The following is a 15431-nucleotide window of genomic DNA, read 5'->3' as shown; positions in this document are numbered from 1 at the left end:
GGGGATGCCCGAGGTCGCTGCCGCACATGCCGAAGTACGCGAGGTCCTGGGAGTCTCCGCCGACCGGGCGGTGTTCGAACCGCTCACCCGGCGCGACGGGGCCGGGGCCACGGTGTGGCGGGTCACCGGGGGCGAGCGGTCGGCGCTGCTGAAGGTGCTGAGCCGGACGCGGGAGACGGGCGTCGCCTGGTCCGCGTCGAACGACCCCCGGCACCGGCACTTCTGGCGCCGCGAGGCCTGGCTGCACCGCTCCGGCCTCGTCCGCGTCTGGCAGCCGTACGGCGTCCGGGCGCCACGGCTGCTGGAGTGCGTCGAACGCCCGGACGGCGACGTCGCGTTGTGGCTGGAGGACGTCCGCGGGGAGCCCGCGACGGCCTGGTCCCCGGCCCGGCACGCCGACCACGCCCACCGTCTCGGGGTGGCCCAGGGAGCGGTGGGTGCGGGGGAGGACGCCCCCTGGCTGTCGCAGCGCTGCCTGCGCGACCACACGTCGGACCCGGCGGCCGGCGGGGCACTGCTCGACGACGAGGCGTGGCGGCACCCCCTGGTCCGGGAGCACGTCACGCCCGGTCTGCGCGAGGACCTGGTCCGCCTGCGGCACGACCGTGCGTGGTTCCTCACCGTCATGGAGTCGCTGCCCCGCGCGTTCTCCCACCTCGACCACCGGCCGGCGCACCTGGCCGGGGACGGCGCCGGCGCGAGCGTCCTGCTGGACTGGTCCTTCGCCGGCGACGGCGCCCTGGGCGAGGACCTCGGCACCTACCTGCCCGAGTGCGTCCTCGGCCTGAGCCTGCCCGCCGCCGGACTCCCGGGACTGGCCAAGACGGCGTACGACGCCTACCTGCACGGTCTGCGCACCAGCGGCTGGCGGGGCGACGAACACCTCGTCCGGCTCGGTGTGTGCGCGTCGGTGGTGCGGTACGAAGGGCTCGCCGCGGCCCTGCTGACGCGGACGGACGCCGCCCGGGCGGACGACGGCGACCCCCGCCCGGCCGCGCCCCGCCCGGGTCACCGTGAACTGAGCCTGGTCCTCGCGCACGTGGCCGAACAGGCGGCCGAGGCCCGCATCCTGGCGCCACAGCTCGGATTCCCCCAGGCCCCCAGCGGCCGCTGACCCCGAGGGGCCCCACGCGGTGACGGTCACCTCGGGGCCCGTCCCGGTTCGTCTCGTCGGAAGCGTTGACCTGCTCGGGTCGTCCCCTTACCTTTCCCTCGTTCGGCATGACAGATGCTGTTCGATCCACCGAACACCGAACACCGCTCTGGTGCGGCGCCGTGTCGTGCGGCCGTCGCGCCGGTCCCCCCAGCGAGAGGCAGACCCCCACATGAGCCGCGCACGCGACCACGCTCTGCCCGAACCCCCCAGCCGCAGAAGCCTGCTGCTGGGCGCCGCGGCCGCCGGTGCCCTGGCCGCCGTACCCGTCCTTCCCGGCACCGCCGCGGCCGCCCCGGCCCGAGCCGAAGCCCGCGCCCTTCGCCAACCCCCTCGTCCGCCACCGCGCCGACCCGCACGTCCACCGGCACACCGACGGCTCCTACTACTTCACCGCCACCGTGCCCGAGTACGACCGCATCGTCCTGCGCCGCTCCCGCACCCTGGCCGGACTGGGCACCGCCGCCGAGTCGGTCCTGTGGCGCGCCCACCCCACCGGCCCCATGGGCGCCCACATCTGGGCGCCCGAACTGCACCGCATCGGCGGCAGGTGGTACATCTACTTCGCCTCCGCCCCCGCCGAGGACGTGTGGGCCATCCGCATCTGGGTGCTGGAGAACGCCCACGCCGACCCCTTCCAGGGCACCTGGGTGGAGAAGGGGCAGCTGAGGACCGCCTGGGAGACGTTCTCCCTGGACGCCACCACCTTCACCCACCGGGGCCGGCGCTACCTGGCCTGGGCCCAGCACGAACCCGGCACGGACAGCAACACCGGCGTCTTCCTGTCGGCGATGGCGAACCCCTGGACCCTCGAAGGGCCGCAGGTGCGCCTGTCCACCCCCGAGTACGACTGGGAGTGCATCGGCTTCAAGGTCAACGAGGGCCCCTACGTCCTCCGGCGCAACGGCCGCCTGTTCCTGACCTATTCGGCCAGCGCCACGGACTCGCACTACTGCGTGGGGCTGCTGACCGCCGACGCCCGCAGCGACCTCCTGGACCCCGCGAGCTGGTCCAAGTCGCCCGTCCCGGTCTTCACCAGCAACGACACGACGAAGCAGTACGGCCCGGGCCACAACTGCTTCACCGTCGCCGAGGACGGCCGCACCGACGTCCTCGTCTACCACGCCCGCCAGTACAAGGAGATCGAGGGCGACCCGCTGAACGACCCCAACCGCCACACCCGCATCCAGCGGCTCGGCTGGAAGGCGGACGGCACACCCGACTTCGGCATCCCCGTCGCCGACACGGCCGCGGCGGACGGCTGAGCGGCCACGCCCCGCGCTGCCGTCAACTGCGTTGGCCGCAAAGGGAGTAGGGCCCCGCAACGGGGGAACCCGGGCCGGTGGATCGAGCCCCTGGGGCGCCCCGACCGGAACCGGGGCGCCCCAGGCCCCGCCCCGTGCACGGGCGACCGGGCCTGCGGACCTCAGGCGCGGGGCCAGTTGCCGAGCAGGACGTGCAGGGCGTCGATCGCGCGGTCCCAGGAGGCCTGGACGTCCCGGGGCGCGCCGAAGGCCCCGGTGGACTCCAGGGCGCAGTAGCCGTGGAAGGTGCTGCGCAGCAGACGTACGGCGTCGGTGAGGTCGGGCTCCCGCAGGCCGTAGGCGCGGAGCATGCCGTAGGTGACGTCGGCCGTGCGGCGCATCGCGGGGGAGTCGGCGACGAGTTCGGGGTCGAGGGCGATCTGGGTGGCCGCGTAGCGCCCGGGGTGGTGCAGGGCGTACGCGCGGTAGGCGGCGGCGAAGGCGCCGAGGGTGTCGCGGCCGGGCTCGCGCCCCTCGACGGCCGCCGCGATGCGGTCGATCATCTCGCCGCCGGCCAGGAGCGCCATGCGGACGCGCAGGTCCTTGAGGCTCCGCACGTGGGTGTACAGGCTCGCGTCCCGCACCCCGAAGCGGCGGGCCAGCGCGGAGAGGGTGACGTGCTCGAAGCCCGCCTCGTCGGCGAGGTCGGCTGCGGCCGCGACGAGGCGGTCGGGGGTGAGGCCGGCTCTGGGCATGGGCGTGTCGGGATGACCTCTCGGGGCGGTCCTCGGCGGCTGCGGGCGCAGCCGGGGGACGAGCGTAGTACGCGGCCGGCGCGCTCGGCGGGCGGGCGGCCGCCCCCCGGGCGCCGCCGACGCCTCTACGGTGACGGGGCGGCGCTGCGGCTACCGGGAAGCGACCGGCGGTGGTGCCGCTGCCCCGCCGTCTCCAGCGCCCCTTCGAGGGCGAACGTCGCCGCGCCCAGGCACACCGGGTCCGTCGGGATCGGGGAGAGGACGATCCTGGTGGACGCCAGCGGCCGCGGCAGCGCGTGCCGGGTCACCGCCTCGCGCACCGCGTGCAGCAGCGGTTCGCCCAGCGTGCGGGCCACCCAGCTGCTCAGCACGACGACCTCCGGGTTGAACAGGTTCACCAGATCGGCGACTCCGGCGCCCAGGTAGCGGGCGGTCTCCGCGACGACCCGGAGTGCCACCGGATCGCCCGAGGCGAGTCCGCGGGCCAGCGCGTCGATGGTCGCGGTCTGGTCCCCGGGGTGCAGCAGCGGGCTGTCCGGGGCGAGTTCGCGCAGGTGCAGCATGATGCCCCGGGCGCCCACGTACGCCTCGACGCAGCCGCGGTCGCCGCACCGGCACCGGCGCCCGTCCAGGACCATCGTGGTGTGGCCCCACTCGCCGGCGCTGTTGCTCACGCCCCGGTGCAGCCCGCCGCCCAGGACGAGACCCGCGCCCACGCCGGTACCGAGACCGACCACCACGGCGTTCCCGCGTCCGCGTGCGGCCCCGGACCACAGTTCGGCCACCGCGCCGGCCCGCAGCGGGTTGTCCAGGTGGAGCGGGTACGCCAGGCGCTCGGAGAGCAGGTCGCGCAGCGGTACGTCGTGCCAGTCCCAGTCGGGCGCGTACCCGCAGACGCCGGTGGCCGGGTCCACCTGCCCCGGGACGCTCACCCCGGCCCCGAGCACGCGGGTGTCCTCCACCCCGGCCCGGGCGACCACCGAGCCGACGGCGGCGGCCATCCGGGCGACCACCTGCTCGGGCCGGGTCTCACCGGGCCGGACGTCCTCCTCGGCCCGGGCCAGCACGTTCAGTCCCAGGTCGAACAGCTCGACGCGGACGTACGTCTCGGCGACGTCGACGCCGACGAGCGCCCCGCCCGAGGTGTCGACCGCGACCAGGCCCCGGGGGCGGCCGCCCGCCGAGTCCTCGAACCCGACCTCGGTGATCATGCGGAGGTCGAGCAGCTCGCCGACGAGGGTGGCGACCGTGGCCAGGCTCAGCCCCGTGACGGCGGCCAGCTCCTGGCGGGAGGTGGGCGAGTCGGCGATGATCCGGCGCAGCACTTCGCAGCGGTTCGCGGTGCGGATGTCGCGTGACGTGCGCTTCACCGGGTTGCCCCACCCCCTCCGGGCCGGGCGGGTCGGATCGGCACCGGCGCGGCGCAAGGCTATGGGCGTGCGATGACGTTCGACAAGGGCTTCGGAAAGAGGCTTGACGAAGTCGGGCCGGAGGTCAGGCGGAGGTCGCGGTCAGCTCGCCGGCGGACCGCACCGGCTGCGCCGGCCGCAGGGCGCCGTCCGCCGGCCGGACGATCCGCGGCAGGGGTGCGGGGCGGTCCGCGTCCCGCTCCGGGCCGGCGAACAGGGGGCGGGTGCCCGTCAGGGTGAGCAGTCGCTCGACCGCGGGGCTGCTGGAGCGGACGGTCACCGTCCGGCCCTGTTCCCGCGCGCGCTCGCGCAGGACCTGGAGCACGTACAGCCCGGCGCAGTCGATGAACCCGACGGCCTCCAGCCGCAGGTCGATTCCGCTGCCCGAGACGTCGAGCACGCCGGTCAGCTCGGGCAGGAGCCGGTGGGCGCCCAGGTCCAGCTCGCCGCGCAGGCTCACGGTCGTCCGGTCGCCGTCCACGGTGACGGCCAGGTCCGCCGCGCAGGCGGGGAGGGTCGCCCGCGCGCCGGCGTCCGCCGCCTCCGCGACGGCCGGCCGGGTAGGGGGTCGCACGGCGTACGCAGGTTCCGGCATGGCCCGTTCTCCCTTCCGCTCGCCTCGTCTCCGCCGACAGGGTGCCCCGTCGCGGCACATGCGTCAACCAATACATGAAACGCAGTGCGTGTTTTTGAGTGCGTGAATGTCCGGTCGCTAGAGTAGGAGCATGGATGGAGTGCCCGAGCCTCACACCGGATGGACGTTCCTCACCAACCATGCGCGTGTGCTGGCGGCCATCGCCGACAACCACAGCGCCCGCATCCGGGACATAGCGGCCCATTGCCGACTCACCGAGCGGGCCGTGCAGAAGATCATCGCCGACCTGGAACAGGACGGATACCTCTCCCACACCCGGGAGGGGCGCACCAACACGTACCGGATCGACCCCGCCAAGAGGCTGCGCCACCCGGCCGAGGCGGGCCTGGGCGTGACCGTGGCCTCGCTGCTGTCCCTGCTGGTCCAGGACGAGGCCGACCGCGGCACGGTCCCGGCCTCCGGCGACCGCCCGCACGCCACCGCCTGAGCCGGAGCCCCACGGCCGGCCTCGCTCGGACCGCGGGGTTCTAGTCCCCGGCGAGCACCTCCCGTACGAAGGCGTTGGCGAACGTCCCCCGCGGGTCCAGCTCGTGGGCCAGGGCCCGGAAGTCGGCCATCCGCGGGTACAGCCCGCTCAGGGCGGACGTGGGAAGGGTGAACACCTTCCCCCAGTGCGGCCGCGCCGCGAAGGGGGCCAGCGCCTCCTCCACGCGCCGCACCACCGGCAGCACCGCCGGGTTGTCGTCGACCCAGGTGAAGTGGACCGCCACCGTGTCCCGGCCGTGGGAGGGGCTCAGCCACTGGTCGTCCCCGGCGACCGTGCGCACCTCGCAGGTCTGCAGCACCGGCGCGACGCCCTCCCGGATCGCGTCGAGCGCGTGCAGCATCTCCACGGCGTGCCCGCGCGGCAGCAGGTACTCCGACTGCAGCTCCGCCCCGCTGCTCGGCATGAACTCGGCCCGGAAGTGCGGCAGTCGCTCGTGCCACGGCCCCGGCGTGCCGAACTGCTCGGTGCAGTTGACCGCCGGCATGCCCGGCACCGGGTGCATCTTCGCGGTCGCGGGCGCGGCCCACGGGAACGCGGGCAGCGGCTGGTCGGTGCGCCGCTTGAGCCACACCTGGCGAAAGCCCGGCTCCCGCCAGTCGGTGAAGAGGCTGACGCTGTACCCCGTCGCCATCACCGTCTCGAAGGTGCCCGCGTCCATGCCCCGGAACGGCAGTTCGGTGAAGACGTGCTGCTCCACCTCGTAGGCCGGTTCCAGGTCCAGGGTGAGCGCGGTGACGACCCCGAGCGCCCCCAGTGAGGTGACCGCGCCGCCGAAGCGCTCCTCGTCCCGGCCTATGGTCACCGCCGAGCCGTCGGCGGTGACCAGCTCCACCTCCCGCACGGGCGCGGAGAGCGGGCCGTTGAGCACCCCCGAGCCGTGGGTGCCGGTGGCGACCGACCCGGCCACGGAGATGTGCGGCAGGGACGCCATGTTGGGCAGGGCGAGTCCGTGCCCGTGCACGCGACGGGCCAGTTCGGCGTAGCGCACGCCGCCGCCGACGCGGACGGTGCGGGCCGCGGTGTCGACGTCCACCTCCGGCGGCAGGGCGGCGAGCGACAGCAGCACGCCGTCGGCGCCCGGCTCGGCGATCCGGTTGAACGAGTGCCCGCTGCCCAGCACCCGCACCCGGTCGCTGTCCGCGACCAGCGCCCGCAGCGCGTCGAGCGACCCCGGCCGGTGCAGCTCCTGCGCCGCGTAGGTGATGTTGCCCGCCCAGTTGGTCACGGTCCCGTTCATCGCGTCGTCCTTCCCCGAGGCAGCAGGGGGCCGGGAAGCCCCCGCCGGAACCTACCCCGGACGCGCGTCCGATTGCCGCCGCCCCCGGCCGGCCCTACCGTGGTCACCCCGCAGGAAGCGGTTTCCGCCCCGGCTCCCGGACGGCCGCGGACGCGACGCCCCCGAGCCGGAAGGTCAGGCCCGTGCACGAGCGCGCCCAGGCACTGTTCGCCATGACGCCGCAGAACGTGCCGCTGCTCTTCCCGCCCGAGGTGCTGGCGCGGCTGCGGGCGGCCGTCGACGTCGACCCGGCCCTCGTCGCACGGGACTTCACCGGCACGCGGGTGCGGGAGGTGCTGGCGCGGACCGAGATCCTCGTCACCGGCTGGGGCTGCCCCCCGCTCGACGAGGAGGTCCTCGCCGCCGCCCCCCGGCTGCGCGCGGTGCTGCACGCCGCCGGCTCGGTGAAGGCCCTCGTCACCCCGGGCCTGGGCGAGCGCGGCATCAGTGTCTCCACGGCCGCCGCCGCCAACGCGGTGCCCGTGGCCGAGTACACCCTGGCGATGATCCTGCTCGCCGGGAAGGGCGCCCTCGCCGCCCGTGAGCGCCTGCGGACGGACCGTCCCTCCTCGGGCGGGGGCGTGGTGCCCGGCATCGGCAACCACGGCCGCCGCGTCGGGGTCATCGGCGCCTCGCGCACCGGCCGCCGCGTCCTGGACCTGCTGCGCCCCTTCGATCTGCGGCCGGCCCTGACCGACCCCTACGTCGGCGAGGAGGAGGCCGCCGCGCTCGGCGTGCCCCTGCTGCCGCTGGACGAGCTGCTGCGCACCTGCGCCATCGTCACCGTGCACGCCCCGGCCACCCCCGAGACCCACCGCATGCTCGGCCGCCGCGAGCTGGACCTGATGCCCGACGGGGCCGTCCTGATCAACACCGCGCGCGGGGCGCTGGTCGACCACGACGCCCTGGTGGAGCGGGTGCGTGCCGGACGCCTGACCGCGGTCCTCGACGTCACCGACCCCGAGCCGCTCCCCGCCGACTCGCCCCTGTACGACCTGCCCGGAGTCTTCGTCACCCCGCACCTCGCCGGCTCCCAGGGCAACGAGCTGGCCCGGCTCGGCCGGGTGGTCGCCGAGGAGGCCGAACGGCTGGCGGCCGGGGAGAAGCCGGCGTACGCGGTCGACTGGGCGACACTGGAACGCGAGGCCTGACGCAGCCCACGTGCAAAACGGATGAAAAGGGCATCCGCCCGGTTCGGGGGGACCCGGTACCGGGCCCGCGCACCGAGGGGCATACCGTGAGGAGTCGTACGTCCGCACCGGGAGGAGAGACGGGATGGGCAGCCGAACCGCGCTGGTCGAGGATCTGATGGAGCGGTTCCCGCACGTGCCGCGGGAAGCCGTCTTCAAGGAGGACCTGCTGCGCGGCGGTGTGGCCTTCGACCCCTCCGCGCTCAGCGACAACGAGGGCGGCGAGGTGAAGCCGAAGTCGTACTTCATCTTCTCCTTCGACCACGGAACCCTGCCCGAGCTGGGCGAGGCCGCGCTGCGCCGCCCGCCCGAGGAGATCATCCTCACCGGCGGCCCGTACGACCTGCGCCGCACGGTCGTCTCGGTGCGGGTGAACCCCGCCTCGCCCTACCGCGTCGCGGCGAGCGAGGACGGCGTGCTCGGCCTCTACCTCGACGGCAGGCGCATCTCCGACGTCGGCGTGCCGCCGATGCCCGAGTACTACCGGCACAAGCTATCCAACGGGAAGTCCGTCATGGAGGTCGCCCCCACCATCCAGTGGGGCTACCTCATCTATCTGACCGTCTTCCGCGTCTGCCAGTACTTCGGCGCCAAGGAGGAGTGCCAGTACTGCGACATCAACCACAACTGGCGCCAGCACAAGGCGGCCGGCCGCCCCTACACGGGCGTGAAGGACGTCGAGGAGGTGCTGGAGGCGCTGGAGATCATCGACCGGTACGACACCGCGAAGCAGTCCACCGCCTACACCCTCACCGGCGGCGCCATCACCAAGACGGTCTCCGGCCGCGACGAGGCCGACTTCTACGGCCACTACGCCAAGGCCATCGAGGAGCGCTTCCCCGGCCGCTGGATCGGCAAGGTCGTGGCCCAGGCGCTGCCGCGCGACGACGTCCAGCGCTTCAAGGACTACGGTGTGCAGATCTACCACCCCAACTACGAGGTGTGGGACGAGTACCTGTTCAAGATGTACTGCCCCGGCAAGGAGCGCTACGTCGGCCGCGACGAGTGGCACAAGCGCATCCTGGACTCGGCGGAGATCTTCGGCGCGCGCAACGTCATCCCCAACTTCGTGGCCGGCGTGGAGATGGCCGAGCCCTTCGGCTTCAAGACGGTCGACGAGGCCATCGCCTCCACCACCGAGGGCCTGCGCTTCTTCATGTCGCAGGGCATCACGCCCCGCTTCACCACCTGGTGCCCCGAGCCCACGACCCCGCTCGGCAAGGCCAACCCGCAAGGAGCGCCGCTGGAGTACCACATCCGGCTGCTCCAGGCGTACCGGCAGACCATGGAGGACTTCGGGCTCTCCTCGCCCCCCGGCTACGGCCCGCCCGGCGCCGGCAACGCGGTGTTCTCGGTCAGCTCCTTCATGGACAGCCTCCCGGCGGACGAACCGACCGCCGTTCCCTGACACTTCGGTGACGCCGCCCCTCCGGGCGAGGCGGCGGTGAGTCGACAGGGCGGACGCGCACGTACGGCATCTTCGAGACGGAGCCGTGGGGGCGCGGCCGCCCTGTTCTCACATCTGAACAGGGCGCTTGTCAGTTGTGCGGGGCGCGTGAAAAGCTCGGGCCCTGCCGCGAGGGTTCCCCCAACTCCTCTGCCGACGTGGTGAGTTGTTCTCGCTTGTGGATGCAGGAGACACATGCCCGACCTGCCGACCCCTCAGGACGCGACCGAGGCCGCGTGGTTCTCCGAGTGCTGGGACGCGGTCCTCGCCTACGCCGACCTGTGCACGTCCGGCTCCACCGCCGCCGCGCAACTGGCCCGGGAGGCGTTCGCGCTGGGCATCCGCGAGGCCCGGGAGGCCGAAGCCGGACCGGCCCGCGGCACCGGCCGCCGCCACGCCCGGCTGCCCCGCATCCCCCTGCTGCTGACCGCCGTCCGCACCACCGCCGCGGCCTGGGAGCAGGCCGGGCAGGGCCACAAGCTCGATCCCGACCTGCGGCTGTGGCTGAACTCCGACAAGGCGGCCCGCTACACCGGACCGCCCCTGCAACGCCCGCTCGCCCTGCGTGCCCTGCGCGACCTCCAGCAGGCGGACGCCGAACTGCTGTGGCTCGCCGAGGCGGAGGCGCTCCCGCTGCCCACGGCGGCCCGCCGCCTCGACCTCGACCCGGCCTCCGCCGCCGAGGAACTCCAGCAGGTGCGCACCCTCTTCCGGGACCGCTGCCACCGCAACCACCTCGACACCCCGATGGACGCCCGCTGCCGCAGCTACGCCCGGCTGCTGGACGCCGTCACCCGCTCCGGCGCCGAGACCCCCGGCGACCTCTCCCGGCACCTGGCCACCTGCGTGCAGTGCGCCGAGGCCGCCGCCTGCCTGCGCCTGCACGGCGGAGGGCTGCCCGGGGCACTGGCCGGCGGGGTGATCGGCTGGGGCGGCCTCGCCTACCTGGAACGCCGCCGCCGCGCGGCCGAGGTGCGCCTCGGGGCCGGCCGCCCCACTCTGCCCGACACCGACCCGCAGGACGGGGCGCAGAAGGCGCGGGTCGCGCGCAACGGGCTGCTCGTCGCCGCCGTCCTGGTGTCCGCCCTGGCACTCGGGGTGACGCTGATGCCGTTCGGCGGCTCCGGCGACGACCTCACCGCCCGGGGCGACGGCGGGCGCGAGCCGGTGGCGGACCCCCGTCCGTCCCTGCCCTCCGCCCCCTCGCCGTCGCCACCCGCGACCGGCCGGCCGTCCGGCCCGGCCACCGAGCGCACGCGCGAGCCGGCGACGCCCCGCTCGTCGAAGAGCCGCGACCGGCACACCGGGCCGCAGGGCACCGCCTCGCCCACCGAGCGCGCCGAACCCCGGCCCGGGCGGAGCGCCGCCCCCGCCTGCCGGGTGGAGTACGACCTGGTCAACCAGTGGCCCGACGGCTTCCAGGCCACCGTCACCGTCACCAGCAGCCGGCCCCTGGACAATTGGCGGGTGTCCTGGTCCTTCCGCGACGGCCAGCAGGCCGGCCAGATGTGGGACGCCTCCGTCTCCCAGGCCGGGAACCGCGTCACCGCCACCGCCGCCGACTACAACAAGTCCGTGCCCGCGGGCGGCGAGCTGAGCTTCGGCTTCCTCGCCTCCTGGACCGGCACCAACTCCCCGCCGTACGGCTTCACGCTGAACGGCCACGCCTGCGCGAAAAGCGGTTGACGCGGCCGGGCCGGCACGGGATACGGTGACGCCGGTCGCTGCCGCAGGCGCACGACCGATCGAGGAACGAGGAGGTGTCGACCGATGGCTGTCATTGCGATGAGCGCTGCCCGCATCCAGTTCGTCACGTCCACCTCCACGGCCACCGGCTGATCCGACCCATCCGTCGCGCCGGGGCCGGCCTCGAAAGGGTCACCCTTGACTTCCAGCTCCGCCTCCTCCGTTTCCTCCGCGCTCGCCCCCTACGGCTGGGACGACGCGTGGGCGGACGAGTTCGCCCCCCACGCCGCCGAAGGGCTGCTGCCCGGACGCGTGATCCGCGTCGACCGCGGGCAGTGCGACGTCGTCACCTCCGGCGGTGTGCTGCGCGCCGACACCGCGTTCGTCACCCCGCACGACCCGCTGCGCGTCGTGTGCACCGGTGACTGGGTCGCCGTCGAACCCGGCGGCAACCCGCGCTACGTCCGCACACTCCTGGAGCGGCGCACCGCGTTCGTCCGCTCCACCTCCTCCAAGCGGTCCGAGGGCCAGATCCTCGCGGCCAACGTCGACCACGCCATCGTCGCCGTGTCCCTCGCGGTCGAGCTCGACCTCGGCCGCATCGAGCGCTTCCTCGCACTCGCCTGGGAGTCGGGCGCCCAGCCCGTCGTCGTCCTCACCAAGGCCGACCTCGTGCCCGACCCCGTCACGCTGTCCCACCTCGTGCAGGACGTCGAGACCAGCGCGCCCGGCGTGCCCGTGGTGCCCGTCAGCGCCCTGGACGGCGAAGGGCTCGACGTCGTCGCCGCCCTGGTCGGCGGCGGCACGTCCGTGCTGCTCGGCCAGTCCGGCGCCGGCAAGTCCACCCTCGCCAACGCGCTGCTCGGCGCCGACGTCATGGCCGTCCAGGCCACGCGCGACGTCGACGGCAAGGGCCGGCACACCACCACGACCCGCAACCTGCTGGTCATGCCCGGCGGAGGCGTCCTCATCGACACCCCCGGACTGCGGGGCGTCGGCCTCTGGGACGCCGGGACGGGGGTCGGGCAGGTCTTCTCCGAGATCGAGGAACTGGCCGAACGGTGCCGCTTCCACGACTGTGCCCACGAGGCGGAGCCGGGCTGCGCGGTGCTGGCCGCCGTGGACGACGGCGACCTGCCCGAACGGCGCCTGCACAGCTACTGCAAGCTGCTGCGGGAGAACCAGCGCATCGTCGCCAAGACCGACGCCCGGCTGCGGGCCGAGATCCGCAAGGACTGGAAGCGGAAGGGGGCGATGGGCAAGGCGGCGATGGAGGCCAAGCGCGGCCCTCACTGGCGCGGCTGACCACCGGCCTTGTGGGCCGGGTCCCCCCGGGTAGGTCTGGCCCGGCGGCTGCTGTTCGGTAGCCGTCGGGCGGGGTGTGTACCGCTTGCCCCGGGGCCGGTATGGCCGGGGAGTCGGTGCGGGCCCGCGCTGGCTCGGCTGACCACCGGCCCCGCAGGCCGGGCTCGCCCCCGCTCGTCCAGGCCCGCCGTGCCGGGGCGTGCACCGCTCGCCCCGGGCCCGGTGTGGCCCCGGAGCCGGTGCGGGCTGGCGCGGCCGACCAGCCACCCCGCCCGCCGGGCCTACCCCGCAGGCCCGGCTCGCCGCGCCGGGCCTGGCCCGGCGGCCGCCGTTCGGTAGCCGTGGGGCTGGGAGTACACCGCTCGCCCGGACTCGGCGCGGCCCGGAAGCCGGTGTGGGCCGCAATGGCCTGGCTGACCACCGGCCCGCAGGCCGGGCCCCCGCATGCCTGTCCGCCCTGCACGCCCGGCCCGCCGCGCCTGGCCCGGCGGCCGCTGTTCGGTAGCCGTCGGGCGGGCTGTGCACCGCTCGCCCCGGCCCCGGCTCGGCCCGGGAGCCGGTGCAGACCCGCGCTGGCTCGGCTGACCAACCGGCCCCGCACGCCCGGCCGTCGGGCCGGGCCCGGCCCCTGCGGCCGCCGTTCGGCAGCTGCCGGGCCGGGCGCGCACCGTTCGCCCCCGACCCGGCGCGGCCGACCACCCGCCCGGCATGCCCGGCCGTCGGGCCGGGCCCGGCCCCGGCGGCCGCCGTTCGGTAGCCGTCGGGCTGGGCGTGCACCGCTCACCCCGGACCCGGTGTGGCCCGGAAGTCACCCCGGACCCGGTGCGGCCCGGAAGCCGGTGTCATGTCCGATTTCCGCCAGCGGCGGGTGGCGCGGCGGCGGAGACTGGACGGGTGATGGACCAGAGGACGGACGAGGACACCAGGTACGCGGCCGTGCGCAGCCGTGACGCGCGGTTCGACGGCGTGTTCTTCTTCGCCGTCGAGACGACCGGCATCTACTGCCGGCCGAGCTGCCCGGCCGTCACCCCGAAGCGGGCGAACGTGCGGTTCTTCGCCACCGCCGCCGCCGCGCAGGGCTCCGGATTCCGTGCCTGCCGGCGCTGCCGCCCGGACGCCGTGCCCGGCTCCGCCGAATGGAACGTACGCGCGGACGTCGTGGCCCGGGCCGTGCGGCTGATCGCGGACGGGGTGGTGGACCGGGAGGGCGTCACCGGACTCGCCGCCCGCCTCGGCTACAGCCCACGGCAGGTGCAGCGCCAGCTCACCGCCGAACTCGGCGCCGGCCCCGTCGCCCTGGCCCGGGCCCAGCGGGCCCACACCGCGCGCGTGCTGGTGCAGACGACCGGACTGCCGATCACCGAGATCGCGTTCGCCGCCGGCTTCTCCAGCGTGCGCCAGTTCAACGACACGATCCGGGCCGTGTACGCCACGACCCCGAGCGACCTGCGCGCAGCAGCTCCGCGCGGCGGCCACGGCCGGAGCACCGCCGCCCCCGACGCCGGCATCCCGCTGCGCCTGGCCCACCGCGGCCCGTACCAGTCCGGCCCGGTCTTCGACCTGCTGCAATACGAGGCCGTGCCCGGCATCGAGGAGATCTGCGGCGCGCCCGGTGCCCGCACCTACCGGCGCACCCTCCGCCTGCCGTACGGCACCGGCATCGTCGCCGTCACCGAACGCACCGGTGCCGCCCGGACCACCTCCGGCGCCCACCCCGGCGGCTGGCTCGAGGCCCGGCTGCACCTCACCGACCTCCGCGACCTGACCACCGCCGTCCAGCGGCTGCGGCGGCTGTTCGACCTGGACGCCGACCCCTACGCCGTCGACGGCCGCCTCGGCGCCGACCCGCGGCTCGCCCCCCTGGTCGCCGCACGGCCCGGCCTGCGGTCCCCGGGTGCAGCCGACCCCGAGGAACTCGCGGTACGCGCACTGGTGGGGCGCGCGGAGGCGGAACGGCTGGTCCGGCGGTACGGCAAGGCCCTCGACGCCCCCTGCGGGAGTCTCACCCACCTCTTCCCCGAACCCCCGGTCCTCGCCGGGGCGGAACCCGGCGGTACCCTCGGCGCCCTCACCGCGGCCCTCGCCGACCACGCCGTACGCCTCGACCCGGGCGCCGACCGGGACGCCGCGCAGGACGCCCTGCGGGCCGTGCCCGGACTGGACGCCCGTACCCTCGCCGAGATCCGCGCCCGCGCCCTCGGCGACCCCGACGCCGCCCCGCCCGGGCTCGACGTCCCCGACACCTGGCGCCCCTGGCGCTCGTACGCCCTGAACCACCTGCGCGCAGCAGGGGAGTGGGAGATCCGATGAACCCGTTGGCCTACTGGACGAGCGTGGCGAGCCCGCTCGGGCCGCTGCTCCTGACCGCCGCCCCCTCCGGCGAGCTGACCTCGCTGTCCGTGCCCGGGCAGAAGGGCGGCCGGGAGGTGCGTGACGACTGGCGGCGTGACGCCGGGCCCTTCCGCGAGGCCGAGGAGCAGCTCGCGGCCTACTTCGCCGGGGACCTGAAGGAGTTCAGCCTGCCCCTGCGCACCGAGGGCTCACCGTTCCGGGAGAAGGTCTGGGCCGCGCTGGACGCCATCCCCTACGGCGCCACCGTCACCTACGGGGAGATCGCCGCGCGCATCGGGGCGCCCCGGGCCGCGGTCCGTGCCGTGGGCGGGGCGATCGGCGCCAACCCGCTGCTCGTCGTGCGGCCCTGCCACCGGGTGATCGGGGCGGGCGGCGCGCTGACCGGGTACGCGGGCGGCCTGGACCGCAAGGTGCGGCTGCTGACGCACGAGGGAGTCCTCCCGGCCTGACCGCCCTCCTGGGCGGCGCGCCG

Annotated in this window: 12 protein-coding genes and 1 pseudogene; 9 read left to right on the top strand and 4 right to left on the bottom strand. The window is 75.1% G+C overall.

From position 1 onward, the window contains the following. Positions 1-4: 4 nt before the first annotated feature. Together ACH4C6_RS18480 and ACH4C6_RS18475 are read left to right on the top strand one after the other, a co-directional pair. Complete coding sequence (locus ACH4C6_RS18480; RefSeq protein ID WP_398109629.1) at positions 5-1114, top strand: aminoglycoside phosphotransferase; 1110 nt, start codon at positions 5-7, stop codon at positions 1112-1114. A gap of 211 nt (positions 1115-1325) precedes the next feature. Further along, positions 1326-2418 (top strand): annotated as a pseudogene (locus tag ACH4C6_RS18475) (family 43 glycosylhydrolase). 161 nt (positions 2419-2579) lie between these two features. On the opposite strand, the gene ACH4C6_RS18470 reads toward ACH4C6_RS18475, so the two are convergent. The 3 genes from ACH4C6_RS18470 to ACH4C6_RS18460 all read right to left on the bottom strand — a co-directional run bounded on the left by ACH4C6_RS18470 (position 2580) and on the right by ACH4C6_RS18460 (position 5156). Further along, positions 2580-3152, bottom strand: a complete 573-nt coding sequence (locus tag ACH4C6_RS18470; protein WP_398109628.1) for a TetR/AcrR family transcriptional regulator — start codon at positions 3150-3152, stop codon at positions 2580-2582. 125 nt (positions 3153-3277) lie between these two features. Then, positions 3278-4522 carry an ROK family transcriptional regulator gene (locus ACH4C6_RS18465; RefSeq protein WP_398109627.1) on the bottom strand — a complete coding sequence of 415 codons (1245 nt, stop codon included), beginning with the start codon at positions 4520-4522 and terminating at the stop codon, positions 3278-3280. Positions 4523-4646: 124 nt separating this feature from the next. Continuing rightward, positions 4647-5156 (bottom strand): STAS domain-containing protein, encoded by a 510-nt coding sequence (locus tag ACH4C6_RS18460; RefSeq protein ID WP_398109626.1) that lies wholly within the window; start codon positions 5154-5156, stop codon positions 4647-4649. Between the two features lie 130 nt (positions 5157-5286). On the opposite strand from ACH4C6_RS18460, the gene ACH4C6_RS18455 reads away from it, so the two are divergent. Continuing rightward, positions 5287-5643 (top strand): helix-turn-helix transcriptional regulator, encoded by a 357-nt coding sequence (locus tag ACH4C6_RS18455; RefSeq protein WP_398109625.1) that lies wholly within the window; start codon positions 5287-5289, stop codon positions 5641-5643. A gap of 40 nt (positions 5644-5683) precedes the next feature. Here the strand turns inward: ACH4C6_RS18455 and ACH4C6_RS18450 are convergent, their stop codons facing one another. Beyond that, a complete protein-coding gene (locus tag ACH4C6_RS18450) occupies positions 5684-6940 on the bottom strand; it encodes a D-arabinono-1,4-lactone oxidase (protein WP_398109624.1) in 1257 nt (418 codons plus the stop codon). 182 nt (positions 6941-7122) lie between these two features. On the opposite strand from ACH4C6_RS18450, the gene ACH4C6_RS18445 reads away from it, so the two are divergent. The 6 genes from ACH4C6_RS18445 (at position 7123) to ACH4C6_RS18420 (ending at position 15408) form a co-directional block, all read left to right on the top strand. Beyond that, on the top strand, positions 7123-8130 hold the full coding sequence (locus ACH4C6_RS18445; protein ID WP_398109623.1) for a hydroxyacid dehydrogenase: 1008 nt from the start codon (positions 7123-7125) through the stop codon (positions 8128-8130). 124 nt (positions 8131-8254) lie between these two features. Next, positions 8255-9577, top strand: a complete 1323-nt coding sequence (locus tag ACH4C6_RS18440) for a radical SAM protein (RefSeq protein WP_398109622.1) — start codon at positions 8255-8257, stop codon at positions 9575-9577. A 234-nt stretch (positions 9578-9811) separates the two neighbouring features. Further along, positions 9812-11302: a cellulose binding domain-containing protein gene (locus tag ACH4C6_RS18435; protein ID WP_398109621.1), complete on the top strand. Its 1491-nt coding sequence runs from the start codon at positions 9812-9814 to the stop codon at positions 11300-11302. A 198-nt stretch (positions 11303-11500) separates the two neighbouring features. Further along, positions 11501-12607 (top strand): ribosome small subunit-dependent GTPase A, encoded by a 1107-nt coding sequence (rsgA, locus tag ACH4C6_RS18430; protein ID WP_398109620.1) that lies wholly within the window; start codon positions 11501-11503, stop codon positions 12605-12607. 897 nt (positions 12608-13504) lie between these two features. Continuing rightward, positions 13505-14917, top strand: coding sequence for a DNA-3-methyladenine glycosylase 2 family protein (locus ACH4C6_RS18425; protein WP_398109619.1), 1413 nt, complete (start codon positions 13505-13507; stop codon positions 14915-14917). Then, a complete protein-coding gene (locus ACH4C6_RS18420; RefSeq protein WP_398109618.1) occupies positions 14914-15408 on the top strand; it encodes a methylated-DNA--[protein]-cysteine S-methyltransferase in 495 nt (164 codons plus the stop codon). The genes ACH4C6_RS18425 and ACH4C6_RS18420 overlap by 4 nt, the downstream gene beginning before the upstream one ends. Positions 15409-15431 lie beyond the last annotated feature (23 nt).

This window comes from Streptomyces sp. NPDC017943 (genome assembly GCF_044328425.1).
GTDB lineage: Bacteria > Actinomycetota > Actinomycetes > Streptomycetales > Streptomycetaceae > Streptomyces > Streptomyces djakartensis_A.
This window is presented reverse-complemented; position numbering and strand designations above follow the sequence as displayed.

What these genes read in the sequence shown, in the direction of transcription:
- ACH4C6_RS18480 (WP_398109629.1), top strand. Translation starts at nt 5, where the DNA reads ATGCCCGAGGTCGCTGCCGCACATGCCGAAGTACGCGAGGTCCTGGGA.
- ACH4C6_RS18470 (WP_398109628.1), bottom strand. Translation starts at nt 3,152, where the DNA reads ATGCCCAGAGCCGGCCTCACCCCCGACCGCCTCGTCGCGGCCGCAGCC.
- ACH4C6_RS18460 (WP_398109626.1), bottom strand. Translation starts at nt 5,156, where the DNA reads ATGCCGGAACCTGCGTACGCCGTGCGACCCCCTACCCGGCCGGCCGTC.
- ACH4C6_RS18455 (WP_398109625.1), top strand. Translation starts at nt 5,287, where the DNA reads ATGGATGGAGTGCCCGAGCCTCACACCGGATGGACGTTCCTCACCAAC.
- ACH4C6_RS18450 (WP_398109624.1), bottom strand. Translation starts at nt 6,940, where the DNA reads ATGAACGGGACCGTGACCAACTGGGCGGGCAACATCACCTACGCGGCG.
- ACH4C6_RS18440 (WP_398109622.1), top strand. Translation starts at nt 8,255, where the DNA reads ATGGGCAGCCGAACCGCGCTGGTCGAGGATCTGATGGAGCGGTTCCCG.
- ACH4C6_RS18435 (WP_398109621.1), top strand. Translation starts at nt 9,812, where the DNA reads ATGCCCGACCTGCCGACCCCTCAGGACGCGACCGAGGCCGCGTGGTTC.
- ACH4C6_RS18425 (WP_398109619.1), top strand. Translation starts at nt 13,505, where the DNA reads ATGGACCAGAGGACGGACGAGGACACCAGGTACGCGGCCGTGCGCAGC.
- ACH4C6_RS18420 (WP_398109618.1), top strand. Translation starts at nt 14,914, where the DNA reads ATGAACCCGTTGGCCTACTGGACGAGCGTGGCGAGCCCGCTCGGGCCG.